Here is a 23,375-nt window from a genome sequence, read left to right as displayed (position 1 = left end):
ATGTAGGAAACACGGCGATTCTAGCGGAACGCGCGTGACCGGACCGGCGACGCAGCGTTCACGCCAGAGATACGATCAGAAATCCTTCTGCAAGCTCAGGTACAGGCCACGACGTGGCCCGAACTGCGGCGCGCCAACGCCGATGCCGGTGCCATCGCGCAATTCATACGTGCGATCAAGCGCATTGATCAGCGCCAGCTGCGTGTGCAGCTTGCCGGTGCTGTCGAAGTTGAAGTCATGCGACACGCTCAGGTCGAGCTGGAAGTACGCCGGCAGGTGATCGCCATTGGGCACTTCGCCATCGCGGCGCAGGCCGGTGCCGAAGACGTAGTTCGCACCGATGCGCGTGCTGTCCGCGAAGGCATAGCTCACGCCGCCGGACGAGGTGTACTTCTGGTCGTGGTCGAGGTGGATGTAGTGATCGGCGATGTAGGCCAGGTCTTCGACCGAGAAGTTGTACTGGCTGGTGATGACGTTCTTGCCCATCGCACGGTTGTAGGACAGGTTGAAGTAGGCCGACCACGGGCCCTCGTCGTAGTTGGCGCTGAACTCGACGCCGCCGACGTGACCGCGCTGGTAGTTGAAGGTGGAGTAGACCAGCGCCGCGCCGAACTGCCCTTCATCCTGCAGGCGATGGACTTTGCGGTAGTAGGTATCCAGGCCCAGCGTCAGCGACGGCGTGACGTTCTGCGAGATGCCGGCATCAAAGTAATCGGAGCGCTCGGCCAGCGGCGTGGCGTTGCCCGGATTGGACACGGCATTGGTGGTGCCGTCGAACTTGGCGATGTTCGAGGTGGTGATCATCTCGGTCGCCGGAGGCGTGAAGTAGCGCGAGTAGCCGGCATGGATCGTGGTGTTGTCGGTCGCCTGGTAGATCAGGCCGACGCGGGGGCTGAGCTGGCTCTCGGTGCGCGCGAGCGAATACCAGTCGCCGCGCAGGCCATAGTTCACCGTCCACTTCTCACCGATGCTCCATTCGTCCTGCACGTAGGCGGACCACGTTTTCGCGGTCAGGCGATTGTTGTCGACGATGTTGACCGGCGTGGTGCTGGTCTGGTTGCCGTCGGCATCGGCGGGGAACACCCACGCGTCGTTGCCACTGCCGGCACGCTCGAAGCTGCCGTACAGGCCGTAGCGCAACGTGTGCGCGTCGCCCATCGGCGTGGAAAAGTCAGCCTGCAGGGTGCTGGCGCGGTTGTCGCGCGATACGTTGGAGGCGACACCGTTGAACATCAGGTCGCCGACCAGGTCGGGAATGAAGTTGACGCTGGTGTAACGCTGGCCGACGGACACCTGGTAGTCGGTGCTGCCGAGCTTGCCCTGCAAGGCGAGCAGGCCGAAGCGGGTGTTCTCGCGCTGGCGCTCGTTGAGCTTGGCCGAGTCGAAGTCGGTGATATCCAGGTAGCCAAACTGCGGCGTCTGGTTCGGGTTGTTCGGGATGTCGAAGCGATTGTTGCTGAGGCCGAACAGAAAGCTCAGGCGCGTCTGATTGTCGATCAGATAAGTGATGTCGCCGAACGCCTTTACCTGATTGGTGTGGTCATGGATCGGCTTGCGGCTGTCGGTGGGATTCTCGATGCCGGCATCGTTCTCCATGTAGTTGGCGGTGAAGAACCCGCTCCAGTTGCCGCTGTTGCCCCACACGGACGCGTTGGGGTTGAGCGTACCGAAGGAGCCGGCGGTGACGCCGACGCTGCCACCGTTGCCCAGGTCATGCCCGCTCTTGGTGGTGATGTCCACGACGGCGGCGGTGCGCAGGCCGTACTGCGCCGGCAGCGCGCCATCGAGCAGCTTGATGCTCTTGATCGTGCGCGCGTCCAGCGTCTGGCCGAAGCCCGAAATCGACTCGGGCAGGATCACGCCGTTGACGCGGTACTGGAGATTGGCGTGATCGCCGCGCACATGCACGCCGCCGTAGGAGTCCTGCACCACGCCCGGCGCCTGCAGGAGCACCTTGTTCAGCGGCGTGGAGTCGCCCAGCGGCAATTGGGCGATGGCCTTGGCATCGATCACGTACTGGCTGCTGCCCGTGTCCGGCGACAAGGCGTTGCGCGACTGATCCAGCGCCGCCGTCACGTCGACGGCACCGAGCTGCTTGACCTTGTCGGCATGCTGATCGGGCGAGGCACCTTCGCTGCTGGCCGGGGGCGGCGCAGCGGTGGGCACTGTCTGGGCCTGGACGGCGGCAAGGGGCAAGGCCATGGCAAGACTGACAGCGAGCAAGGTGCGCTTCATGGGTGACTCTTGGAGGGGGGGATCGGGGCGGTTTCGATACGTTATAACATTGCCATTCTAACCTTTCCGGCACCTGCCCCAGAAGTCATAGGCATCTGTCGTAAGTTCTTGCCACAGGCGGGGTTTAGGAAAATCTGGCCGTGGTGGCGGCCGCCGTATTCGCAGCAGCTTCATGAAGTGACCCTAGACTCTGGGCGCATGGCATCTTTGGAGACAGGGGCATGAGCCAGCGCAGTACCCAGGTTCCCGCCGTCATCACCGACGACCACAGCCGCATCACGCAGGCCATCCTGGATTTCGTCAGCCGCATTCCCGACAGCAAGGTCGACAACAGTCCCGACCCTGCCACGGAGGCAAGGCGGCTGGCTAATCGCGCGGCCCAGCGCGCGGCGCTCACCGCCGGCTCCCTGGCGCTGCCGCCCGGCCCGATGGGCTGGCTGACCATCCTTCCGGAGCTGGTGGCCATCTGGAAAATCCAGGCGCAGATGGTGAGCGATATCGCGGCCGCCTACGGCAAACACGCCGATCTCGGGCGTGAGCAGATGCTCTGGTGCCTGTTTCGCCACACGGCAGCCCAGGCGTTTCGCGACCTTGTGGTGCGCATGGGCGATCGACTGCTGTTCCGGCGCATGTCGTACAAGGTGGCCGAGCATGTCGCCAAGCGCATCGGCGTGAAGATCTCGCAGCGCGCCGTTGGCAAGGGCGTGTCGCGCTGGCTGCCGGTGGTCGGCGCGCTCGGTGTCGGCGCCTACGCGTATTACGACACGGGACAGGTCGCGAGCACGGCGATCGCGATGTTCGGTGGTGAGTTCGACACCGAGGCAGCCCCCGAAGGCGAAGCCTTGCCACACGATGGCAAGCACCCCGTGCGCCGCAAGACGTCGCATCACGCATGACGACGCACACTGCGTTGCGGAATGACGCTTGCCGCCGATTGCGGCAAGCTGCGCGTCACGTCGATGCACGCAGGAGCCACGCATGAGTTCACGCCAGGAGCGCCCGGTCGCCCTGATCACGGGTGCCGCCAAGCGCGTGGGCGCGGAGATCGCGCGCGCCCTGCATGGCGCCGGCTACGACCTTGCCCTGCATTGCCGCCAATCGGTGGAAGAGGCGCATGCACTGGCACAGGAACTGGAAGCGCGCCGTGCCGCGAGCACGTTGGTGCTGCAAGCGGAGCTTGCCGATCTTGAAGCGCTGCCGGCGTTGGTCGACATGACCGTGGCCCAGTTCGGCCGGCTCGATGCATTGATCAACAATGCATCCGCCTTCTTCCCGACACCCGTGGGCAAGGCGACACCGGAACAATGGAGCGAGCTGTTCGCTTCCAACGCACAGGCGCCTTTCTTCCTGACGCAAGCGGCGACACCGGCGCTTCGGGCCAGCCATGGCGCCGTGGTGAACATGGTGGACATCTACGCCGAACGCGCCCTCGCCCATCACCCGATCTACGTCATGGCCAAGAGCGCTTTGCTGGCGATGACGCGCACGCTGGCGCTCGACCTGGGCCCGGAAATTCGCGTCAATGGCGTGGCGCCCGGCGCCGTGATGTGGCCCAGCGACGGCAAGCCTTACGATGACCAGCAGGCGATGCTCACGCGCACGCCCTTGCAGCGTGCAGGCTCACCGCATGATGTCGCCAGCGCCGTGTTGTGGCTGCTGCGCGACGCGCCGTTCGTGACGGGACAGATCATCCGCATCGATGGCGGGCGGTCTGTCGGGATCTGACAGCCATGCGCGCGGACGATGCCGCGCGCACGCCGGAACTTACTTCTTCTTGATGCGGAAGGCGTTTTCGAGCATGGCCTGATCGAAGCCCACGCCGACGGTGCCTTCTTCAGCGTAGCGATACAGGGCGGCCGAATAGATGCCCTGCAGCGAGGCCTGGATCAGCGCCAGCGTGGTAATGCCAAAGACTGCCGCGACGACCGCCGTGATGATCAGAGCCACCGATCCGGTCGCGGCCGCCCCAGCAATGAGCGCAACCGCAAGGAGGACTGCCACGAGCGTGATCAGGCCAAACACCAGGCCAATCCCGGCGTTGCCGATGATGTTCTCGCCCCAGGTGCGCTTGAGCAGCTGGGCACTGTGCTTGACCACTTCCAGCGGCCCAATATCCTGGCTCGCCAGCATCGGCACCACCAGAAAGGTGGCCACCGTCCAGGCAAGTCCGAACATGCCGACGACCAGGCGACCGAGGAAGCCGAGGCGCTCCTGCAGGAATCGCAGAATCAAACCGACCGTTGCCGCGATGAGCGCATAGCCAAAAATGCTGACAATGCGCGAGCGTGCAATGGCAAAGCCTTCGGCCACGCTTGCCGGCTCGCCGCGCAGACGCTTGAGCGCCACGCCGGCCAACGCCGTGTTGAAGAAAATGATGACGAAGTATTGCGCCAGGTAGAACACGAACAGCGCGGCATACATGGCCGGCGACATGGCCACACGCCCACCAGCGGCCTCTTGCATGCCAGCGAAGGCAAAACCAATCGGAATCAGAAAGCTTGCGCCGACGACCAGGCAGCACACGACTGACAACAACGGAAACACCATCAACGACTTATCCGAACGCAGGATATCCGCGCTCGCTTTCATCAAAGCCCAACTACGGGCGAACTTGCCTGCCATCTTGCTCCCCCCATCCGTGTTTGAGGGCGCTAGTGATAACACCGGCAGGAGGGTGGCGACAGTGCTTCGATGCAAGGTATCGGTGAAAATGTGAGCCTAGAGCTCGATGACTTCCAGCGGCTCTTTGCCTGCCGGAAACGCCGCCCACAAGGCCGACAGGGTTTCGCCCGTCACCGGATGCTTCACCTCCGGCGCGATATCGGCCATCGGCCGCAATACGAAGGCGTGGCGCAACTCGTTGCGCGGGATTTCCAGATGATGGTCGCCGGAGAGCACCAGGTCGTCATACAGCACGATGTCCACGTCGAGCGTGCGGTCCGAGTAGCGCGGCACGTCGCGGCGACGGCCGTGGCGATCTTCCAGCGCGTGCAGCCAGTCATTGAGGCCTTCGGGCGGCAGGTCGGTATCGATCCCCACAGCCAGATTCACGAAGTCCGTGCCGTCAAATCCGACCGACTTGCTGCGATACGCCGGCGACACGGTGATGTCGCCGAATCGCTCTCGCAACTCGTCGATGGCAGCGTGAAGGTGACGTGTTGGATCGACGTTGGAGCCCAGGCTCAGGTAAACACGGGACATGCGGGGTCGTCGGCGCGAATCAGGGAGCCGTCATTCTGCCCTTCCGGGTGCGGCGCTTACCAGCACCTCCCGCACATCGTGCCCCGACGGTTGCTGGTACATGCGCAGGCCGAACTCCGGCAGCAAGGCGATCAGATGGTCGAAGATGTCCGCCTGAATGGTCTCGTATTTCGCCCACACCGTGGTGTTGGCGAAACAGTAGATCTCCAGCGGCACGCCGTGTTCGTCTGCCTGAAGCTGACGGACCATGCAGGTCATGTCTTCATGGACGTCGGGATGGCTCTGCAGATACGTCGTCACGTAGGCACGGAAGGTACCCAGGTTGGTCATGCGACGACGATTTCCTTCGCATTCGGCATCGTCACCGAGCTCGCGGTTCCAGCGGGCGATCGCATCGCCCTGGACGCCGAGGTACTCGCGCAACAACCGCAATCGCGTCAGTGATGCCAGTTCGTCGTCCTCCAGGAAATGCACGCTGGCCGCATCGATGTACAGAGCGCGCTTGATGCGCCGACCACCGGATTCGGACATGCCGCGCCAGTTCTGGTAGCTCTCCGAGATCATCTTCCAGGTAGGGATGGTGACGATGGTCTTGTCGAAGTTGCGCACCTTCACGGTATAGAGCGTGATGTCGATGACATCGCCGTCCGCACCCGCCGAAGGCATGGTGATCCAGTCACCCACGCGCAGCATGTCGTTGGAGGACAGCTGCAATCCCGCCACGAAGCCGAGGATGGTGTCCTTGAACACCAGCATCAGCACCGCGGACATGGCACCGATGCCCGACAGCATCCAGCCCACGCTGCGGCCGGTAAAGCTGACGATGATCACCAGCGCGGCGGAGATGAAGAGCGCCAGATTGAGCAGCTGCATCACGCCCTTGATGGAGCGCTGGCCCGAGCCCTGGCGATAAAGATCCTCGATCGCCGAGAGCATGGAACTGACAGCCATCACCGCGAACAACACCATCAGCGCGGTGGCGACATCGACGATGAGTTGCTGAATGTTGGCTGGCAGCCCCGGGATCAGGGGCACGCCGAACTGAATCACGATCGTGGGCACCATGCGCCCCAGCCAGCGGAACGTCCCGCGCTCGAACAGCGCGTCGTCCCAACGCCAGGCCGTTTTCAGGGTGACGCGATGCACGACGCGCGAGAGAAAGGTTCGCGTCAGCACACCAGTGATCCAGGCCACGATCACAATCAACACCGCGGCGGCGATGCCGCGCATCCATGTGTCGGTCAACAGCGTTTGCCAGTTATCCAAGGGCGACTCCTGTTCGGCGGGACGATCCGCACGACGAGCAGGCCACACGAATCAACGCGGCACGATCCCCCGGAAAGGTGCACAGCGAACGAATGGCGTTCCGGGCAAGCGTGCGAGCTTACCCGCCCTTTCGTTCAAACGCTGTCAGATCAGTCTGAGCGCAACCTGTCGCCGCGCTCGATGCGCACGCCCACGGCCTTCGATCCGCGCACGGCGCCCGGCTTGGACAGCTTCAGACGCACCCAGCTCACGCCGAACTCTTCGCGAATGATCGCGGCGCAATGCTCGGCGAGTGTTTCGACCAGGCCGAAGCTCGAGCTGCCGACGAAATCCATCAGGCGCTTGGACACGTCCTTGTAGTTGAGCGTGTCGGCAATGTTGTCGCTTGCCGCAGGCTTCGTGTTGTCGAAGGCCATTTCGATGTCGAACGACAGGGTCTGACGCACGCGTCGTTCCCAGTCGTAGATGCCGATGACGGCGTCGATGCGCAGGTCTTCGATGAAAACGATGTCCATAGGAGCGGTAAACGGTGAAGGGAGGAAGGGGAAACGGGTAAGAGCGTAACGCTTCGTAGAGACGGATGCAGTGTCTACTTGAGGGGCCTGCTTTTCCCGTTCACCGTTTTCTGTTTCTCGCTTCCTGTTTACTGTTCACCGTTCCCCGCTGCCAGCGCAGGTGGCAGCGACTCCAGATCCCAGCGCGGGAACACTTGCACGGACGCATCCTGATGCTGGCCCGCGGCGAGGCGAATGGCGCCGGCAAGCGCAATCATCGCGCCGTTGTCGGTGCAGAACTGCAGGCGCGGGAAATACACCTTGAAGCCTTCCTTCGCACCGGCGTCGGCCAGCTCGGAACGCAGGCGCTTGTTGGCGCCGACACCGCCGGCGATGACCAGGCGGTGCGTGTTCGTGGCCTGCAAGGCGCGTCTGCATTTGATGGCCAGGGTGTCGACGATGGCTTCTTCGAAGGCACGCGCGATGTCGGCGCGGGTTTGCTCGCTCTGGTCCGACTGCTGCCAGGCCAGCAATACCTGGGTTTTGAGGCCCGAGAAGCTGAAATCGAGGCCCGGCCTGTCCGTCATGGGCCGGGAGAAGCGGTACGCGCCCTGGCGGCCTTGCTGGGCCAGTGCCGCGAGCGCCGGGCCGCCGGGATAGGGCAGGCCCATCAGCTTGGCGGTCTTGTCGAATGCCTCGCCAGCGGCGTCGTCCAGCGTGTCGCCGAGGATCCGGTATTCACCGATGCCGCGGACTTCGACCAGCATGGAGTGCCCGCCGGACACCAGCAGGGCCACGAAAGGCGGCTCCGGGGGGTCTTCCTCGAGCAGGGGAGCCAGCAAGTGGCCCTCCATGTGGTGCACGCCGACGGCCGGCACGCCCAGGGCCCAGGCCATGGCCCGGGCCGCGGAGGCGCCTACGAGGAGGGCTCCGACGAGGCCGGGACCGGCCGTGTAAGCTACGCCGCCCAGGTCCTGGGGCGTCAGGCCCGCCTGGGCCAGGGCCTCGCGGACCAGCGGCAGCAGCTTGCGCACGTGGTCGCGGCTGGCAAGCTCAGGCACCACGCCGCCATAGTCGGCATGGAGCTTGATCTGGCTGTAAAGGGTGTGGGAAAGGAGGCCTTTACCCGGCGCGTCCGGCTCCCAGCGCAGCACCGCCACGCCGGTTTCGTCGCAAGACGTCTCTATGCCCAGGATGGGCTTTGAAATTTGTGTCGTGTCCACGCTATACTTCGCGGCTCGCCCGATCAGACGGGCTAGTTTACCACTCGGAGTTTCCATGCCCAGCGTAAAAGTTCGCGAGAACGAGCCGTTCGAGCTTGCCCTGCGTCGCTTCAAGCGCACCTGCGAAAAGGCCGGCGTTCTGGCCGAGACCCGCAAGCGCGAGTTCTATGAAAAGCCGACCCAGGAGCGCAAGCGCAAGCGTGCCGCCGCGGTGAAGCGTCACCTGCGTCGTCTCTCGCGCGATACCTCGCGTCGCACCCGCCTGTACTGAGTTAGTCATCCGCCCCGCGCGGATCGGCTGACTTTTGGCGCCCTCGGCGCCCTTCCTGGCATTCCAGGATCAGGCACGGCTCGGCAGTTGGCGCGTTCATCCGCTGCCACTGCCTCATAGCTCAAGCATTAGCCGGCGTTGCCCATGCGCAACGCCGGCTTTATGTGTTTCCGCTATTTTCTTCACGCCACCACGGAGAGTGACATGTCCCTCAAGCAGCAGCTCACCGAAGACATGAAGACCGCCATGCGTGGCGGCGACAAGCATCGCCTGGCGGTGATCCGCCTGATGCTGGCCGCCGTCAAGCAGCGTGAAGTGGACGAGCGCATCGAGCTGGACGACACCCAGACCCTCGTGGTGCTGGAAAAAATGCTCAAGCAGCGCCGTGACTCGGTCACCCAGTACGAGGCCGCCAGCCGCCAGGACCTGGCCGACGTCGAAAAGGCCGAGATGGTGGTGATCGAGGCCTACCTTCCGGCCAAGCTCAGCGAAGCTGAGATTGACGCCCTGATTGACGCTGCCATCGCCGAAACCGGCGCCAGCACGGCCCGCGACATGGGCAAGGTGGTGGCCGCCGTGAAGGAAAAGGCCGCCGGCCGCGCCGACATGGCCGTGGTGTCCGGCCGCATCAAGGCCCGCCTGGCCTGAGTTTCGCCATCGTGATCGGAAGCGCCCCACCGGGGCCTTAGGCGTGCCGCCGGGCGTTCCCTTCACGTCATCGTGATAAACCTGAACAGCCCCGCGCGCCGCTGCATGCGGCAGCCGCCGTCTTCACATTTCGCCCGCTAAACCTCCCCCACCGCGCCAGACACGTCGGCGCCACCTCAAGAGGGAGAAAGCATGCTCAAGTGGGCCATCATTTTCGCCATCGTGTCCCTGGTCACTGGCTGGCTCGGCTTTACCGGCGTCGCCGGTGCGACCGGCACCATCGCCAAGATCCTGTTCGCCATCTTCCTGATCCTGTTCCTGATCGCGCTGCTCGCGGTCTTCGGCATTCTCAAGATGGCGTAGCGGCAAGGCCCGCCCATCCGCGGGATGGGCGGGCCGCAGATTCAACCCTGGCGTCGCTCCATGCGACGATGCGCCGCCACGGCGCCCTGGGCGTTGGACAAGGCCGAGGGACGTTCCCGCGTCACCACGAAGCCAAGTCGCTCATACAAGGCCTGGGCGCGTGGATTGGCCGCCGAGACATCGAGGGTCAAAGGAAGGGATGGGTCGCGGCGCAGCGCCGCCAGATAGTCGATCAGCGCCCCGCCCACGCCCCTGCCCTGCAGCTCAGGATGAACCGCCAGATGCGCCAGGTAGAGCATGGCGCCCGAAGGTGGCGGGATGACGCCCTCCACGCGCAATCCGCGCACGATCACCCCGGCGCCCCGTCCCCAGCCAAAGTGCCCGAGGATCTGCCGGGCCGCCGCCACCGTGAACGGCCAATGGGTGTCGCCACCATACGCCGCACCGACCACGACCACGCGGCCATCCAGCTCGCCCACATGATGGTTGCGCCACCCAAACTCGCCCCCGCCTTCGGCAAAGGCGTGGCGCAGGAAGGCCTGGGCATCCCCAACGCCGGGCACGCTGAAAACATAGTCAAAGGCGGCGGGGCCGGATTGATGGATCAAGGGCACGGCCGCGTCGATGTCATCGGGACGCGCCGGACGAAAAACGATGGGTTGAGCCACAAACGATTCCCCTGACGTGGATGGCACAGGCCTTACACTACACGGATGAAAGGCCGCATTCCCGACACCTTCATTGACGAACTGCTTTCCCGCGTCGACATCGTCGACGTGATCGAGCGGCGCGTGCCGCTGAAGAAGGCCGGGCGCGAGTGGACGGCCTGTTGCCCGTTCCATAACGAACGCTCGCCGTCGTTTTACGTCAGCCCCGCCAAGCAGTTCTTCCATTGCTTCGGCTGTGGCGCGCACGGCAGCGCGATCAAGTTCCTGATGGATTACGACCGGCTTGAGTTCCCGGACGCGGTCGAGGAACTGGCGCAGAACGTTGGTCTGAAAGTGCCCTACGAAGGGGGCCGGGACAACGCGCCTCGCGAGGACCGCACCGACCTCTACAGCCTCCTCGACGCGAGCGCCCGTTGGTATGAAGGCGAGCTGCCGCGCAGCACCGAGGCGCAGGCCTACTGCAAGAAGCGCGGGCTGGATGCCGACACCATCGCGCGCTTCCGCATCGGCTGGGCGCCGGCCGGCTACGACGGCGTCATCAAGAAGCTCGGCACCGATTCGCGCCGCATGCAGTTGCTCAACGAAGCCGGCATGGTGGCGAGCAACGAGCGCGGCAACAAATACGATCGCTTCCGCGAACGCCTGATGTTCCCGATCATGGACCGGCGGGGACGCGTGATCGCCTTTGGCGGCCGCATCCTGCAGGAGAAATCGGCCGACCAGAACATCGGCCCCAAGTACCTCAATTCGCCGGAAACCCCGCTGTTCCACAAGGGTCGCGAACTCTTCGCGCTGTGGCAGGTGAAGCAGGCCAACAGCAACCTGCAACGCATCGTGGTGGTGGAAGGCTACATGGACGTCATCGCCATGCATCAGGCGGGGCTGCCCATCGCGGTAGCCACGCTGGGCACCGCGACCACGCCCGATCACACCGAAGTGCTGTTCCGTGCCGCGCCCGACGTGGTGTTCTGCTTCGACGGCGATCGCGCCGGTCGTGCGGCAGCATGGAAGGCGCTGGAATCGGCGCTGCCGCGGCTGCGCGACGGTCGTCAGGCGTATTTCCTGTTCCTGCCCGATGGCGAGGATCCGGACACGCTCATCCGCAAGGAAGGCAAGTCAGGTTTCGAGCAGCGCCTGAAGAACGCCACGCCGTTGTCCGAGTACTTCTTCAGCGAACTCGCCCACGATGTCGACGTGGCCAGTCTCGATGGTCGAGCCCGGCTGGCCGAGCGGGCGCGTCCGCTGATCGCACGCCTGCCCGATGGCGCATTCCGCGATCTGATGGGCCAGGAGCTCCAGAAACGTACCGGTGCCCGGGCGGTGTTCGAGGCCGAACCGGCCAAGCGTCCGACAGCGAACACGGTCAGCATCCAGCGCAGTCTCGTGCGCACGACGATCGCCTTGTTGCTGACGCAGCCAGGCATGTCGGATCAGGTCGAGCGCCCCTACGGCTTCCTGCGCCTGGAAAAGCCCGGCGTGGATCTTCTGGCCGAGTTGATTGATCTGGCGCGCTCCCGTCCCGGCATCAGCCCCGCCATGATGGTCGAGCACTATCGCGACCGCAGCGAGTACGGCGCGCTCTCCAAACTCATGGCCGCCACCATGGCAGGCGAGCCCGAACTTCAGCGAGTGGAGTTCTTCGAGGCCCTGCAACGCATGGAGCAGCTCGCCGCCGATCAGCGCCGGCTGTTCCTCACCGGCAAGAGCCGCGAAGGCCAGCTGACGGGCGCCGAAAAGGCCGAGCTGCGCGAACTGCTGGCAGCCCGCGCCCGCCCCGCGACCGCTGCCGAAGGTCCCGGCTGACCCGAAGGCATCGCCACGCCTACGCTGCACCGCGCCATAGCCCGGACTCCAGTCTTCGCCCCGCTTCCGGTTATTCTTGGACGTTCCATCCCATGGGTGATCGGCCTGAACGGCCCCCTGTGGGATCATCGCCCGGCCCACCCGTGGGAGGGGACGGCAACGAACGGCAAGGACGTGGATGGACCTGCTTGAACGACTGATCACGCTGTTTGCCGAGAATGGCTACGCAGCGGTGTTTATCGCGCTGCTGCTCTGCGGTGCCGGTGCGCCTTTGCCCGAAGACATCACCCTGGTCGCCGGTGGCGTGATCACGGGACTGGGCTACGGCAACGTGCACGTCATGTTCGGCGTCTCGATGGTGGGCGTCCTGCTGGGCGACTCCGGCATGTTTCTGCTGGGCCACCATTACGGCGCGCGCATCCTGCAGTGGCGCGTCGTCGCGCGCGTCCTCACGCCCGAGCGCTATGCCAAGGTGCAGGAGAAATTCGAGCGTTACGGCAACCGCCTGATGTTCATCGCGCGCTTCCTCCCGGGCATGCGCACGGCGGTCTACATCACCGCCGGCACCACGCACCGCGTGTCCTTCATGCGCTTCTTGCTGCTGGATGGTTTCGCGGCGCTGATCAGCGTGCCGATCTGGGTCTACCTGGGTTACTTCGGAGCCAACAACCACGAATGGTTGATGATGTGGATTCGCCGCGGCCAGAGCAGCCTTTGGGTGCTCGGCGGCATCATCCTGCTCGTGGTGCTGTTCCTGTGGTGGCGCCACAAGCGCAAGCAGGCGGCTTGCGCGCGGGAGATCGGCGGCTGAGGTCGTCAGGCATTCCGCACTGACAACGATCAAAACAAAAACGCCCTGGGCATGGCCAGGGCGTTTTTTTTGGCGGTTGGTTACAGCCAGCGACCGTAGCGGCGGATGTAGATCACCTTCATCAGCTGCGTGAGTCCGCAGTAGCACAGCAGCGTCACCGCCAGCCAGGCGAAGTACACCGGCGGCAGCGGCACCATGCCGATCTTCGCGCCGAGCGCCGAATACGGCACCAGCATGCCGATGATGATGATCGCCGTCGTCAGGGCCAGTACCGGCGCAGCGGCCACGCTCTGCAGGAACGGCACGCGGCGCGTGCGGATCATGTGCACGATCAGCGTCTGCGACAGCAGGCCCTCGATGAACCAGCCGGACTGGAACAGCGACTGGTGCTCGGGCCCATTGGCGCCGAAGTAATGCCACATCAGCCAGAACGTCGTCATGTCGAAGATCGAGCTGACCGGGCCGATCCACACCATGAAACGACCAATATCACTGGCATCCCACTTGCGCGGTCGCGACAGATATTCCTCGTCCATGCGATCGAACGGAATCGACAGCTGCGAGATGTCGTAAAGCAGGTTCTGCACCAGGATCTGCAGCGGCAACATCGGCAGGAACGGCAGGAAGGCACTCGCCACCAGCACGCTGAACACGTTGCCGAAGTTCGAGCTGGCCGTCATTTTGATGTACTTCATGATGTTGCCGAAGGTGACGCGCCCTTCGAGCACGCCCTCCTCCAGCACCATCAGATTCTTTTCCAGCAGGATGATGTCCGCCGATTCCTTGGCGATGTCCGTGGCCGTATCGACCGAGATGCCGACGTCCGCCTCGCGCAGGGCCGGTGCGTCGTTGATGCCGTCGCCGAGGAAGCCCACGGTGTGGCCCTGGCGCTGGAGCGACTTCACCACGCGCGCTTTCTGCAGCGGCGACATTTTCGCGAACACGGTCGTGCGCTGGACCACTTCGTCCAGCTGCGCGTCGTCGAGCGGTTCGATGTGCTTGCCTTGCAGCGAGTACTCCACATCGAGACCGACTTCGCGGCAGATCTTGCGCGTCACCGCCTCGTTATCGCCCGTGATGACCTTCACCGCAACGCCGTGCTGATGCAGGGCGGCGATGGCCGTGGCGGCCGTGTCCTTCGGCGGATCGAGGAAGGCCAGGCAGCCGATAGCCGTAAGGCCACTTTCATCGCCCACGCCATAGGCACGCTTCGCCGGCGGCTGATGCTTGATCGCAACGACCAGCACGCGAAGGCCATCCTCGTTGAGACGACGCGTCATCGCCTTGATGTCGGCGCGCATCTCGTCCGTCATCGGCAGAATCTCGTCGCCCGCCTTGACGCTGACGCAGATCGACAGCATCTCCTCGACCGCGCCCTTGCACACCAGCAACTCGTTGCCGTCACCATTGCCCAGCACCACCGACATGCGGCGACGCTGGAAGTCGAACGGAATCTCGTCGACGATGCGGTAATGCGCCGCGGCCTCTTCGAGATCGCGATGGGCCAGCACCGCCTTGTCCATGAGGTTCTTCAGGCCCGTCTGGAAGCGGCTGTTGAGGTAGCCGTACTCCAGTGCCTCGTCCGACTCTTCACCGTACAGGTCGAGGTGGCGTTCGAGCACGATCTTGTCGAGGGTGAGCGTGCCGGTCTTGTCCGTGCACAGCACGTCCATCGCGCCGAAATTCTGGATCGCGTTGAGGCGCTTGACCACGACCTTGCGCTTGGACATCGCCATGGCGCCCTTGCCCAGGTTCGCGGTGACGATCAGCGGCAGCATTTCCGGCGTCAGGCCAACGGCGACGGAAAGGGCGAACAGGAAAGCCTGCAGCCAGTCGCCCTTGTCGACCCAGTTGATGAGGAAAACGATCGGCACCATCACCGCCATGAAGCGGATCAGCAGCCAGCTGACGCTGTTCACGCCACGATCGAAGCTGGTCTGCACGCGCTGGCCGACGATGGTTCGGGCGAGTGAGCCCAGGTACGTGCGCGAACCGGTCGCGACCACGACGGCGCTCGCGGTGCCGCTGACGACGTTGGTGCCCATGTAGCAGACCGTCGGCAGATCCAGCGGATTGTCGTGCTCGTCGCGGCCGCCGAATTCGGCCACTTGTGCAGGCGTGGGAGCCGCTTTCTCCACCGGCAGCGATTCGCCGGTGAGGATGGCCTGGCTGATGAAAAGGTCTTTCGCGCTGAACAGGCGCAGGTCGGCGGGCACCATGTCGCCCGCGGCGAGATGCACGATGTCGCCGGCAACCAGTTCGCCGACCGGCACTTCGATCCGTTCGCTGTGACCATCGGACGCACGGCGGGTCACGGTGGCGGTATTGCGCACCATGGCTTTGAGCTTCTCCGCGGCCTGCGACGAGCGGAACTCCTGCGTGAAACTGAGCAGCACGCTGATGGCAACCATCACCGCGATGATGATCGGGCCGGTAAGGTCTTCGTCATCGGTGAACAGCTGCACGCCGGCGAGCACCAGCAGCACGATGATGAAGGGGTTCTTGAAGGCGCGCAGGAGCTGGCGCGACCAGTGCGGTGGCTTCTCGTGCGATACCTCGTTGGCGCCGTCGCGGTCGAGGCGCTCGGCGATCTGTTCTTCGTTAAGGCCGGCAGCGCTGGTGTCCAGCGCGGCAAAGAGGGCCTCGTTATGGCGGAATGCTTCCAATGCGACGGCGACGCGCACGGGGGCGGACGCGCCCTTGCCGGCCGCCTTGCCCGCTACGGTCTGGGTGGAGTGCTTCAACATGACTCGCTTCCATGATGCTGGTGGTGCCCGGGCGGATCAGCGAGTCGGCGGCGTCTTCGCCGCGAATCCTGATCGCCTGCTAAAGCCGCATGTGCGGCCCGCGCCATCCCACTGGCGGGGGCCACCCTTTGCGCGGCGCAAGGCTGGCGGGGATGCGATGCATCAGTGGCTCGAGACCAGGCGCAGCGCCGGCTTGGCAGCATGTCCGTGCCAGCGGGCTTCCGGACGCTGGCCCTTGGTGTTGCTCGTCCAGTGCATGTCGATGACCTGCGCCTGGGGCTTTTCCAGGGGCGCGGGGACGGTGATCGTCCAGGCACGGCCAACGGACGCACGGCGGCCGCCCGCGAGGGCACGACCTGCGGTGCGCAGACGGAAAAAATCGCGAAGGAGCTTCATAGCCCATCTCCTCGTAACGGCGCCTGGGGCAGCCGTCAGGGATGGGCCGGTCTTCCCTAGTCGAGGAAAGCGCCGGCCGACCGCAGGCGGTCGCCGCAGGCAATCAGCTTGTATTGCAATGCCGGCACCCGATGCTCGCGGATGTCGACGTTGCGACTAGGGTAAACGTCCATATGCCTTGGTTTGGTCGGACAGGAATGTCCACAGGCGCAGCGCGCCGGCGGGCGCGCGAATTGTCTTGCTGCGGTGCGGGAGTGTCAAGCCTAAATGGCTGATCGCGGAGCGAATGTTCTTGCGTTAAGGCGCGGTAGGGATTGGGCGGCCCGACGCCGCCCGATCCGGCCGCAAGCGTCACCGCCCTCAGGCGGCGCGCTGGAACTCGAGACCCTGCTGAACCAGCGGATCGACCAGCCAGTGGTCGGCCAGCAGGAAGGCAAACAGCGCCATCAGGTACACGATGGAGTAGTTGAACACCTTCATCGCGTAGAACTCGTCCGGCGGATTCAGGAGCCGCACGGCGTAGTAAAGGAACGCCAGGCCCAGCACAACGGCGCCGGCCAGGTACACGATGCCGCTGTAGCCGGTCACCGCCGGAAGCAGGGTCACGACGAACAACAGCACGGTGTAGAACAGCACGTGCCAGCGCGTGTACACCACGCCATGCGTCACGGGCAGCATCGGCACCTGCGCACGCGAGTAGTCCTCGCGACGGAAGATCGCCAGCGCCCAGAAATGCGGCGGCGTCCACACGAAGATGATCAGGCACAGCTGCAAGGCGAAGGCATGCATCTCACCCGTGACGGCCGTCCAGCCCAGCACCGGCGGGATCGCGCCGGCGAGGCCACCGATCACGATGTTCTGCGGCGTGGCGCGCTTGAGGTAAGCGGTATAGACCACCGCATAACCGATCAGGCCGCCGAAGGTGAGCAGCGCCGTCAGCGTGTTGACCAGGAACACCAGGACCAGCATCGAGATCACGCCAAGCGCGAGCGCAAATGCCAGCACCTGCTTCGGCGTGAGTTCACCCGTCGCCAGCGGGCGATGCGACGTACGCGCCATCACCTTGTCGATGCGCTGATCGATCAGGTGATTGAAGGCAGCCGCCGACGCGGAGGCGAGCCAGATACCGATGGTGCCGAACACCAGCGCGCGCCACGGCGGAATGCCCGGCACCGCGAGGAACATGCCAATCACCGCACAGAACACGAGCAGCGCGACGACGCGCGGCTTGGTCAGCTCGAGAAACGCACGGAAGGAATGCAGCAAACTGCCGCGTGCAACTGCCTTAGTCATGGCCCGTCCCCTGCAGGCTTTCGGTTTTCTGGGTGCGTGCCAGCGTGGCGATCAACACCGCCAGCAACAGTGCCGCCACGCCGTTATGCAGCGTTGCCACCGGCAGCGGCAGGCCGAAGTGCACGTTGCTGATGCCGAGCACGACCTGGCAAACGAGCACGACGCTCAACAATACGGCGAATGCGCGAAGGCCGCGACGCGAGGCGCGGAACGCCAGCCACAGCACATAGCAGAACACCACGAGCGCGCCGATGCGATGCGCAATCTGGATGGCGCTTCGTGCGGCCATGTCGAGCACGCCGCCTTCGTAGTTCACGCCGATACCGCGCCACAGCACGAACGCTTCCTTGAAGTCGGTCGGCGGTGCCCACTGGCCCAGACACTTCGGGAAGTCGGTGCCGCAGGCGAGTGCGGCGTAGTTGGCGGACGTCCAGCCGCCCAGCGCGATCTGCGCAATGAGCAAGACGATGCCCAGCACGATCCACTGGCGCAGATCGGCGAGGCCATGGTCCGGCGCACCGAGTCCGGCAAAGCGCAAGCCGGCATAGGCCAGCAAAGCGAACGTGGTGATACCGCCCAGCAGATGACCCATCACGACAATGGGTTTGAGCAGCAGCGTCACCGTCCACATGCCAAGCATGGCCTGGAAGATGATCACGGCCAGGGCAAGCACACTGATGCGCCATGCGCCCGGTCGCTTCAGCCCGATGGATGCCAGCAAGGGCAGGCCGATGGCGAAGGCGGACAACACCGACGACCACACGTGTTCGCCGCGCATGTACATGGTGACGCCGATCGCTGCGAAAATCGCACCGGCAATCACGCACCAGCGCGCCCATGCGGTACGCCAGCTCGCGATCAGTGCGAGGGCGAGTACGAGCATGCCCAGCGTGCCCGCGAGGAAGCGATGCACCTGCTCACGCCAGGCCTTGTGCGTTTCAAAGGGGCGATCAGGAAACGCTTCGTTGGCTTGCACGATTTCGTGTTGATGCTCCGGCCACGCGACTTTGCCGTAGCAGGTGGGCCAGTCAGGGCACGACAAGCCAGCGTTCGACAGGCGCACGAACGCGCCAAACATCACCACGCCGAACGCGAACACCGCGGCAAGCAGCGCAATGCCGCGCAGGATCTTGACGGTGCGGGGAGCCATCAGCGAATCACCTTCTGAAGGTCCTTGCGCAGACCGGTGGGATCGAAGCCTTCAGGATACAGCGCCAGCGCCGTGCCGTTGGATTCGACCAACAGCGCCGACACGCTGTCGGGCTGGGTGGCGCGCCACGATGCGAGCTTCGCGTCGACATCGGTGCCGAGCTGCCACTGGAAGTCGACATTCGCGTCGGGCAGCCATGCGCCCTTCTCCACCTTGCCAACGGCCGGAGCGTCGCCGACCAGCAGCAGGCGCAGGCGCGGCGCATTGCGATTGAGCGTGACACGTGCGGCGGCCATCTTGTTGAGCGTTTCCACGCAATGCGCGGCGCAGCCCGGTCCCGGCATGGCGATCAAGGTCAGCTGCGGCTCGGCGTTACGCCAGGCCCAGTCGCTGCCGGTCGCCGTCTGCACGCGCAGCTTTTCTTCCTCGAAGTTGCGCTGCGGCGTGATCGGCAGGCCGTTGGCCTTGCCGGTCGGCTGCCAGCCACTCAGGGTCAGCAGGCCTGCAGCAAGGATCGGCGCGATGAACACCGCCATGACGAGAATGAGTTTGAGGCGGCTGCTGCGCTGCGCCGGGTTTGCGGGCTGATTCATGGTGAGTCCGACTTGGGCTTTTTTCGCTTGCGATGCAGGATCAGGAAGATCACCACCGCAGCAACGGCGAAGGTGAACCACTGGAAGGCGTAGGCGCGATGACGCGCGGGCGGCATCGACGAGAAATCAGGCTGGTGTTCGCGCACGTAGATCGCGGCGGGATCGGCATCGAGCGACACGACACGCGGGTACAGCGGCTGACCGAGGTCGCGGGCCACCTGCGGGATGTCGAGATAGATCGTGGTTTTCGGCCAGGCGGTCTGGCGTGACAACGCATCGCCGCCCATCTCGAAGCCCACGCCCGGCGCCGGCTGGTACAGGCCATGGACATCCTGCGGACCTTCGGGAAGCGCGGGTATCTGCGGCGCCTTGTCGGTGCCATTGCCCGGCAGGAAGCCCAGGTCGACCAGCACCCACTGTGTCATGCCTTCGGGGCGGAAAGGCGCATAGACCTCCACGCCGCCACGTTGGTCATGCCGCGGGTTGTCGAGCAGGTAGAGGCGGTCGGCCAGGTAGGTGCCACGCAGGCGAACGCGGGGAAAACCATCGTCGGCCGGGGCCGTAGCGACCGCGGCAAAATCGCGCAGTGGCGCGGTTTCCGCTGCGGCATAGCGCCGCAGAATTTGCTCTTTTTCGTTGGCACGGTCGAGCTGCCAGACGCCTAAACGCAGGAACAGCAAGGTTCCGGCGAGCGTCAGCAACACCGCCCACCAGGCGGGACGCCTCAACAGGCTCATGCAGTGCCACCGCAAGCGGCCGCTATACTGCGAATGTCAACGTCGTTCGGGCCAATCACGTGGAAACCATCTACAAATACGCGCTGGTGATCCTGCTGCTGGTGGTGCTGTTCAATCTCGGTCAAGCGCTGTATTTCATGATGACCGACAAGGATGGCAGCAAGCGCACGGTGTGGGCTTTGACCCGCCGTATCGGGCTTTCGGTGCTCCTCATCCTGATGGTCGTTCTCGGCATCTGGATGGGCTGGCTGCACCCGCACGGCGTGGGTCAGTAATTGTAACTGCCCGCCCGCCTTCGCGCTCCGGGCGCGACAAAAGCGCGCGGGTGTTGTCGGCCTTCAGCCCTGGGGAGGGTTGAGAGGCCCCGGCCCGAGGCCGATCCCTCCATCGCGGGGCTTTGACCCGAATCGAAACACTGGCCTGCCTAGCGCCATGCCGGGCCGAGCAGCCACGCCTTCTTCATTCTTCCCGTCACGGCTTCCGTCGCTGGTTGCCTCGGCCCGGCTCTCGCTTCGAGCATCCGTTCCTATGAGCACCCTCCCCTCATCCCACCCTTCGGGCCATCGTCTTCCCGCTTGTTAAGCCGGTTACATCTTTGCGCCCTCCCCGCGTACCCCGGCGGGGACGAGGCATAAAAAAAGCCCGCCAGTGGCGGGCTTTTTCGTACCTCGATCCCTGAGGATCAGAGAATGTAGACGAACATGAACAGGCCGAGCCAGACCACGTCCACAAAGTGCCAGTACCAGGCGACCGCTTCGAAGCCGAAGTGGTTTTCCTTGGTGAAGTGGCCCTTGGCGCAGCGCAGCCAGATGATCGCCAGCATGATCGTGCCCAGGGTCACGTGCATGCCGTGGAAGCCGGTGAGCATGAAGAAGGTCGAGCCGTACACACCGCTCTGCAGCGTCAGGTTCAGTTCCTTGTAGGCCTCGATGTACTCGTGGGCCTGGAAGTAAAGGAACGTGGCGCCCAGCAGGACCGTCAGGCCCAGGAACCAAAGGATCTTGCCGCGGTGACCGGCCTTGAGGGCATGGTGCGCGATGGTGATCGTGACGCTGGAGGTGAGCAGGATCAGGGTGTTGAGCAGCGGCAGGCCCCACGGAGCCACCGTCTGGAAATCGCCACCGATGCGGGCCGGGCCGCCACCGCCATTGGAACCCCAGGCTGCCGCGTAGTCACCCCAAAGGAACTGGTGGGTCAGCACGCCATGGCCTTCGCCGCCGAGCCACGGCACCGCGAACATGCGGGCATAGAACAGGGCGCCGAAGAAGGCGGCGAAGAACATCACCTCGGAGAAGATGAACCACAGCATGCCCATGCGGAACGAGGTGTCCACCTGGTGGTTGTAGCTACCTGCGAGGGACTCACGAATGACCGAACGGAACCAGCCGAAGAACATCAGCAAAATGCCGATGAAGCCGATCGTCAGCAACGACTTGCCGAAGCCAGCCTGACCCGGTTCTGCGTTGAGCCAGTGAGCGGCACCGAACACGGTGACGAACATGACCACCGCTGCCACGATCGGCCAGTAGCTCTTGGTCGGTACGAAATAAGCGCCTTGCTGATGACCCATGGTGAGATCCCCGTGGACTTCTCTTGTTACTTAAACCCCGCCAAACCGCGCGGGAAATACAAAACCTTTGGCCTTACGAGAACTTCAGCATCTGAATGATCGAGAGCGCGAAGATGGCGATGGCAATAGCTGCCGCAATGATCGCCGTACGTCGTGCACTTTTCTTTCGAGCTTGCTTGACCGCTTCCGCGTCTTGCCGGTTCATCGTATGCCTTGCCTAATCCGCCCCGGTCGCTAGCGGCCGGGGCGTTTATTTACTGATCAGTCATCGACGTGGCCGTGAGCCAGTTCGTCGTCATGAATGACCGGCGGGACTTCGAAAGTGTGGTACGGCGCCGGCGACGGCACGGTCCACTCCAGACCCTTGGCACCTTCCCACACGCGGTCGGTCGCCTTCTTCTTCGAGAACCACACGGCGTGGATGATGACGCCAACGAAGATGAGCTGCGAGGCGCCGAACAGGAAGCCGCCGATGGAGCTGATCATGTTGAAGTTGGCGAACGCGACGTTGTAGTCCGGGATACGACGCGGCATGCCGGCCAGACCCAGGAAGTGCTGCGGGAAGAACAGGACGTTCACCCAGATCACGCTGTTCCAGAAGTGCATCTTGCCCCAGAACTCGCTGTACATGTTGCCGGTCCACTTCGGCAGCCAGTAGTACGCGCCAGCGATGATGGCGAAGACAGCGCCGGTAACCAGCACATAGTGGAAGTGAGCCACCACGAAGTACGAGTCGTGGTACTGGAAGTCGGCCGGAGCCAGCGCCAGCATCAGGCCCGAGAAGCCACCGATGGTGAACAGGATGACGAAGGCGACCGCGAACAGCATCGGGGTCTCGAAGGTCATCGAGCCGCCCCACATGGTGCTGACCCAGTTGAACACCTTCACGCCCGTCGGCACGGCGATCAGCATCGTGGCGTACATGAAGAAGATTTCGCCACCGAGCGGCAGACCCACCGCAAACATGTGGTGAGCCCACACGATGAACGACAGGAAGGCGATCGAGGCAATCGCGAAGACCATCGCCTTGTAGCCGAAGATGGGCTTGCGCGAGAACGCCGGGATGATCTCAGACACCAGGCCGAAGGCCGGCAGGATCATGATGTACACCTCGGGGTGCCCGAAGAACCAGAAGATGTGCTGGAACAGGACCGGGTCACCGCCACCGGCGGCATTGAAGAAGCTGGTGCCGAAGTACTTGTCGGTCAGCAGCATCGTGACCGCACCGGCGAGGACCGGCATCACGGCAATCAGCAGGAACGCGGTGATCAGCCAGCTCCACACGAACACCGGCATCTTCAGCAGGTCCATGCCCGGAGCGCGCATGTTCAGGATGGTCGCGATGATGTTGATCGCGCCCATGATCGAGCTGATACCCATCAAATGGACCGCGAACACCAGGTTGGCGACCGAGTCACCCTGCAGCGACAGCGGCGGGTACATGGTCCAGCCACCGGCGGGGCCACCGCCCGGCATGAACAGGGTGGACAGCAGCATCGCGAAAGCGAACGGCAGGATCCAGAACGACAGGTTGTTCATGCGCGGCAACGCCATGTCCGGCGCACCGATCATCAGCGGAATCATCCAGTTGCCGAGGCCGACGAAGGCCGGCATGACCGCACCGAAGATCATGACCAGCGCATGCATCGTGGTCATTTCGTTGAAGAAGTACGGCTGGACCAGCTGCAGGCCGGGCTTGAACAGCTCGGCGCGGATGACCATGGCGAAACTGCCGCCGATGAAGAACATCAGCAACGAGAAGACCAGGTACAGCGTGCCGATGTCCTTGTGGTTGGTGGACATGCACCAACGCACGAAGAAGTTCTTCGGCGCGCCGTGATGATCGTCGTGGTGATCGTGGGTGGCTGCGTGGGCCATGGCCTTGCACCTCTACCTAAAGCGAAAA

24 protein-coding genes are annotated in these 23,375 nt (G+C 64.1%); 8 read left to right on the top strand and 16 right to left on the bottom strand.

Annotated elements, in window-relative coordinates:
• Nucleotides 1–75: 75 nt before the first annotated feature.
• Nucleotides 76–2,235: a TonB-dependent receptor gene (locus EYV96_RS12235; RefSeq protein WP_131151833.1), complete on the bottom strand. Its 2,160-nt coding sequence runs from the start codon at nt 2,233–2,235 to the stop codon at nt 76–78.
• A 221-nt stretch (nt 2,236–2,456) separates the two neighbouring features.
• On the opposite strand from EYV96_RS12235, the gene EYV96_RS12230 reads away from it, so the two are divergent.
• Nucleotides 2,457–3,131 (top strand): EcsC family protein, encoded by a 675-nt coding sequence (locus EYV96_RS12230; RefSeq protein WP_240732495.1) that lies wholly within the window; start codon nt 2,457–2,459, stop codon nt 3,129–3,131.
• A gap of 82 nt (nt 3,132–3,213) precedes the next feature.
• The gene (locus tag EYV96_RS12225) at nt 3,214–3,960 is read left to right on the top strand and encodes a pteridine reductase (protein ID WP_131151832.1); all 747 of its coding nucleotides are present in this window, start codon (nt 3,214–3,216) and stop codon (nt 3,958–3,960) included.
• Between the two features lie 39 nt (nt 3,961–3,999).
• Here EYV96_RS12225 and EYV96_RS12220 read toward each other — a convergent pair whose 3' ends face one another.
• The 5 genes from EYV96_RS12220 to tsaD form a co-directional block, all read right to left on the bottom strand.
• Nucleotides 4,000–4,857 (bottom strand): DUF6159 family protein, encoded by an 858-nt coding sequence (locus tag EYV96_RS12220; protein ID WP_131151831.1) that lies wholly within the window; start codon nt 4,855–4,857, stop codon nt 4,000–4,002.
• 96 nt (nt 4,858–4,953) lie between these two features.
• Nucleotides 4,954–5,436 (bottom strand): 2-amino-4-hydroxy-6-hydroxymethyldihydropteridine diphosphokinase, encoded by a 483-nt coding sequence (gene folK, locus EYV96_RS12215; RefSeq protein WP_131151830.1) that lies wholly within the window; start codon nt 5,434–5,436, stop codon nt 4,954–4,956.
• Nucleotides 5,437–5,466: 30 nt separating this feature from the next.
• Nucleotides 5,467–6,702 carry a mechanosensitive ion channel family protein gene (locus EYV96_RS12210; RefSeq protein ID WP_240732491.1) on the bottom strand — a complete coding sequence of 412 codons (1,236 nt, stop codon included), beginning with the start codon at nt 6,700–6,702 and terminating at the stop codon, nt 5,467–5,469.
• 149 nt (nt 6,703–6,851) lie between these two features.
• Nucleotides 6,852–7,217 carry a dihydroneopterin aldolase gene (gene folB, locus EYV96_RS12205; protein WP_131151829.1) on the bottom strand — a complete coding sequence of 122 codons (366 nt, stop codon included), beginning with the start codon at nt 7,215–7,217 and terminating at the stop codon, nt 6,852–6,854.
• A gap of 128 nt (nt 7,218–7,345) precedes the next feature.
• On the bottom strand, nt 7,346–8,392 hold the full coding sequence (gene tsaD / locus EYV96_RS12200) for a tRNA (adenosine(37)-N6)-threonylcarbamoyltransferase complex transferase subunit TsaD (protein ID WP_131152442.1): 1,047 nt from the start codon (nt 8,390–8,392) through the stop codon (nt 7,346–7,348).
• An 82-nt stretch (nt 8,393–8,474) separates the two neighbouring features.
• On the opposite strand from tsaD, the gene rpsU reads away from it, so the two are divergent.
• From rpsU to EYV96_RS12185, 3 genes are all read left to right on the top strand, one after another.
• Complete coding sequence (gene rpsU / locus EYV96_RS12195; protein ID WP_014404075.1) at nt 8,475–8,690, top strand: 30S ribosomal protein S21; 216 nt, start codon at nt 8,475–8,477, stop codon at nt 8,688–8,690.
• Nucleotides 8,691–8,894: 204 nt separating this feature from the next.
• Complete coding sequence (locus tag EYV96_RS12190; RefSeq protein WP_131151828.1) at nt 8,895–9,338, top strand: GatB/YqeY domain-containing protein; 444 nt, start codon at nt 8,895–8,897, stop codon at nt 9,336–9,338.
• A gap of 192 nt (nt 9,339–9,530) precedes the next feature.
• Nucleotides 9,531–9,701, top strand: a complete 171-nt coding sequence (locus EYV96_RS12185) for a DUF1328 domain-containing protein (RefSeq protein ID WP_131151827.1) — start codon at nt 9,531–9,533, stop codon at nt 9,699–9,701.
• A 41-nt stretch (nt 9,702–9,742) separates the two neighbouring features.
• Here EYV96_RS12185 and EYV96_RS12180 read toward each other — a convergent pair whose 3' ends face one another.
• Nucleotides 9,743–10,369 (bottom strand): GNAT family N-acetyltransferase, encoded by a 627-nt coding sequence (locus tag EYV96_RS12180; protein ID WP_205746162.1) that lies wholly within the window; start codon nt 10,367–10,369, stop codon nt 9,743–9,745.
• Nucleotides 10,370–10,414: 45 nt separating this feature from the next.
• On the opposite strand from EYV96_RS12180, the gene dnaG reads away from it, so the two are divergent.
• Both dnaG and EYV96_RS12170 read left to right on the top strand, forming a co-directional pair.
• Nucleotides 10,415–12,172, top strand: a complete 1,758-nt coding sequence (dnaG, locus tag EYV96_RS12175) for a DNA primase (protein WP_131151826.1) — start codon at nt 10,415–10,417, stop codon at nt 12,170–12,172.
• Between the two features lie 178 nt (nt 12,173–12,350).
• A complete protein-coding gene (locus EYV96_RS12170; protein ID WP_131151825.1) occupies nt 12,351–12,983 on the top strand; it encodes a DedA family protein in 633 nt (210 codons plus the stop codon).
• 80 nt (nt 12,984–13,063) lie between these two features.
• On the opposite strand, the gene mgtA is transcribed toward EYV96_RS12170, so the two are convergent.
• The 6 genes from mgtA to EYV96_RS12140 form a co-directional block, all read right to left on the bottom strand.
• On the bottom strand, nt 13,064–15,730 hold the full coding sequence (gene mgtA / locus EYV96_RS12165) for a magnesium-translocating P-type ATPase (RefSeq protein ID WP_131151824.1): 2,667 nt from the start codon (nt 15,728–15,730) through the stop codon (nt 13,064–13,066).
• Between the two features lie 162 nt (nt 15,731–15,892).
• On the bottom strand, nt 15,893–16,126 hold the full coding sequence (locus EYV96_RS12160) for a hypothetical protein (RefSeq protein WP_131151823.1): 234 nt from the start codon (nt 16,124–16,126) through the stop codon (nt 15,893–15,895).
• A gap of 360 nt (nt 16,127–16,486) precedes the next feature.
• Entirely contained in the window at nt 16,487–17,419 is a 933-nt protein-coding gene (cyoE, locus tag EYV96_RS12155; protein WP_131151822.1) for a heme o synthase, read from the bottom strand.
• Nucleotides 17,412–18,569 carry a COX15/CtaA family protein gene (locus EYV96_RS12150; protein ID WP_131151821.1) on the bottom strand — a complete coding sequence of 386 codons (1,158 nt, stop codon included), beginning with the start codon at nt 18,567–18,569 and terminating at the stop codon, nt 17,412–17,414. The genes cyoE and EYV96_RS12150 overlap by 8 nt, the downstream gene beginning before the upstream one ends.
• Nucleotides 18,569–19,162, bottom strand: coding sequence for a hypothetical protein (locus tag EYV96_RS12145; protein ID WP_131151820.1), 594 nt, complete (start codon nt 19,160–19,162; stop codon nt 18,569–18,571). Before EYV96_RS12145 ends, EYV96_RS12150 begins: the two co-directional genes overlap by 1 nt.
• Complete coding sequence (locus EYV96_RS12140) at nt 19,159–19,899, bottom strand: SURF1 family protein (protein WP_131151819.1); 741 nt, start codon at nt 19,897–19,899, stop codon at nt 19,159–19,161. The genes EYV96_RS12145 and EYV96_RS12140 overlap by 4 nt, the downstream gene beginning before the upstream one ends.
• Nucleotides 19,900–19,958: 59 nt before the next feature.
• On the opposite strand from EYV96_RS12140, the gene EYV96_RS12135 reads away from it, so the two are divergent.
• Complete coding sequence (locus EYV96_RS12135; RefSeq protein ID WP_131151818.1) at nt 19,959–20,174, top strand: twin transmembrane helix small protein; 216 nt, start codon at nt 19,959–19,961, stop codon at nt 20,172–20,174.
• Between the two features lie 407 nt (nt 20,175–20,581).
• On the opposite strand, the gene EYV96_RS12130 is transcribed toward EYV96_RS12135, so the two are convergent.
• The 3 genes from EYV96_RS12130 to ctaD form a co-directional block, all read right to left on the bottom strand.
• Nucleotides 20,582–21,469 carry a cytochrome c oxidase subunit 3 gene (locus EYV96_RS12130; RefSeq protein ID WP_131151817.1) on the bottom strand — a complete coding sequence of 296 codons (888 nt, stop codon included), beginning with the start codon at nt 21,467–21,469 and terminating at the stop codon, nt 20,582–20,584.
• Nucleotides 21,470–21,542: 73 nt separating this feature from the next.
• Entirely contained in the window at nt 21,543–21,674 is a 132-nt protein-coding gene (locus tag EYV96_RS19030) for a hypothetical protein (protein WP_276320318.1), read from the bottom strand.
• A 56-nt stretch (nt 21,675–21,730) separates the two neighbouring features.
• Nucleotides 21,731–23,347 (bottom strand): cytochrome c oxidase subunit I, encoded by a 1,617-nt coding sequence (gene ctaD, locus EYV96_RS12125; RefSeq protein ID WP_131151816.1) that lies wholly within the window; start codon nt 23,345–23,347, stop codon nt 21,731–21,733.
• Nucleotides 23,348–23,375: the final 28 nt, after the last annotated feature.

It is taken from the genome of Dyella terrae, from assembly GCF_004322705.1.
Taxonomy (GTDB): Bacteria; Pseudomonadota; Gammaproteobacteria; order Xanthomonadales; family Rhodanobacteraceae; genus Dyella_D; species Dyella_D terrae.
Note: the sequence above shows the minus strand (reverse complement) of the source record. Positions and strands in the feature narration are given on the sequence as shown.

Coding starts and splice junctions, on each gene's coding strand:
- EYV96_RS19030 (WP_276320318.1), bottom strand. CDS start 21,674: ATGAACCGGCAAGACGCGGAAGCGGTCAAGCAAGCTCGAAAGAAAAGT.
- EYV96_RS12185 (WP_131151827.1), top strand. CDS start 9,531: ATGCTCAAGTGGGCCATCATTTTCGCCATCGTGTCCCTGGTCACTGGC.
- cyoE (WP_131151822.1), bottom strand. CDS start 17,419: ATGACTAAGGCAGTTGCACGCGGCAGTTTGCTGCATTCCTTCCGTGCG.
- EYV96_RS12145 (WP_131151820.1), bottom strand. CDS start 19,162: ATGAATCAGCCCGCAAACCCGGCGCAGCGCAGCAGCCGCCTCAAACTC.
- EYV96_RS12230 (WP_240732495.1), top strand. CDS start 2,457: ATGAGCCAGCGCAGTACCCAGGTTCCCGCCGTCATCACCGACGACCAC.
- EYV96_RS12225 (WP_131151832.1), top strand. CDS start 3,214: ATGAGTTCACGCCAGGAGCGCCCGGTCGCCCTGATCACGGGTGCCGCC.
- rpsU (WP_014404075.1), top strand. CDS start 8,475: ATGCCCAGCGTAAAAGTTCGCGAGAACGAGCCGTTCGAGCTTGCCCTG.
- EYV96_RS12170 (WP_131151825.1), top strand. CDS start 12,351: ATGGACCTGCTTGAACGACTGATCACGCTGTTTGCCGAGAATGGCTAC.
- EYV96_RS12130 (WP_131151817.1), bottom strand. CDS start 21,469: ATGGGTCATCAGCAAGGCGCTTATTTCGTACCGACCAAGAGCTACTGG.
- EYV96_RS12190 (WP_131151828.1), top strand. CDS start 8,895: ATGTCCCTCAAGCAGCAGCTCACCGAAGACATGAAGACCGCCATGCGT.
- mgtA (WP_131151824.1), bottom strand. CDS start 15,730: ATGTTGAAGCACTCCACCCAGACCGTAGCGGGCAAGGCGGCCGGCAAG.
- ctaD (WP_131151816.1), bottom strand. CDS start 23,347: ATGGCCCACGCAGCCACCCACGATCACCACGACGATCATCACGGCGCG.
- EYV96_RS12235 (WP_131151833.1), bottom strand. CDS start 2,235: ATGAAGCGCACCTTGCTCGCTGTCAGTCTTGCCATGGCCTTGCCCCTT.
- folB (WP_131151829.1), bottom strand. CDS start 7,217: ATGGACATCGTTTTCATCGAAGACCTGCGCATCGACGCCGTCATCGGC.
- EYV96_RS12140 (WP_131151819.1), bottom strand. CDS start 19,899: ATGAGCCTGTTGAGGCGTCCCGCCTGGTGGGCGGTGTTGCTGACGCTC.
- EYV96_RS12160 (WP_131151823.1), bottom strand. CDS start 16,126: ATGAAGCTCCTTCGCGATTTTTTCCGTCTGCGCACCGCAGGTCGTGCC.
- folK (WP_131151830.1), bottom strand. CDS start 5,436: ATGTCCCGTGTTTACCTGAGCCTGGGCTCCAACGTCGATCCAACACGT.
- EYV96_RS12220 (WP_131151831.1), bottom strand. CDS start 4,857: ATGGCAGGCAAGTTCGCCCGTAGTTGGGCTTTGATGAAAGCGAGCGCG.
- dnaG (WP_131151826.1), top strand. CDS start 10,415: ATGAAAGGCCGCATTCCCGACACCTTCATTGACGAACTGCTTTCCCGC.
- EYV96_RS12150 (WP_131151821.1), bottom strand. CDS start 18,569: ATGGCTCCCCGCACCGTCAAGATCCTGCGCGGCATTGCGCTGCTTGCC.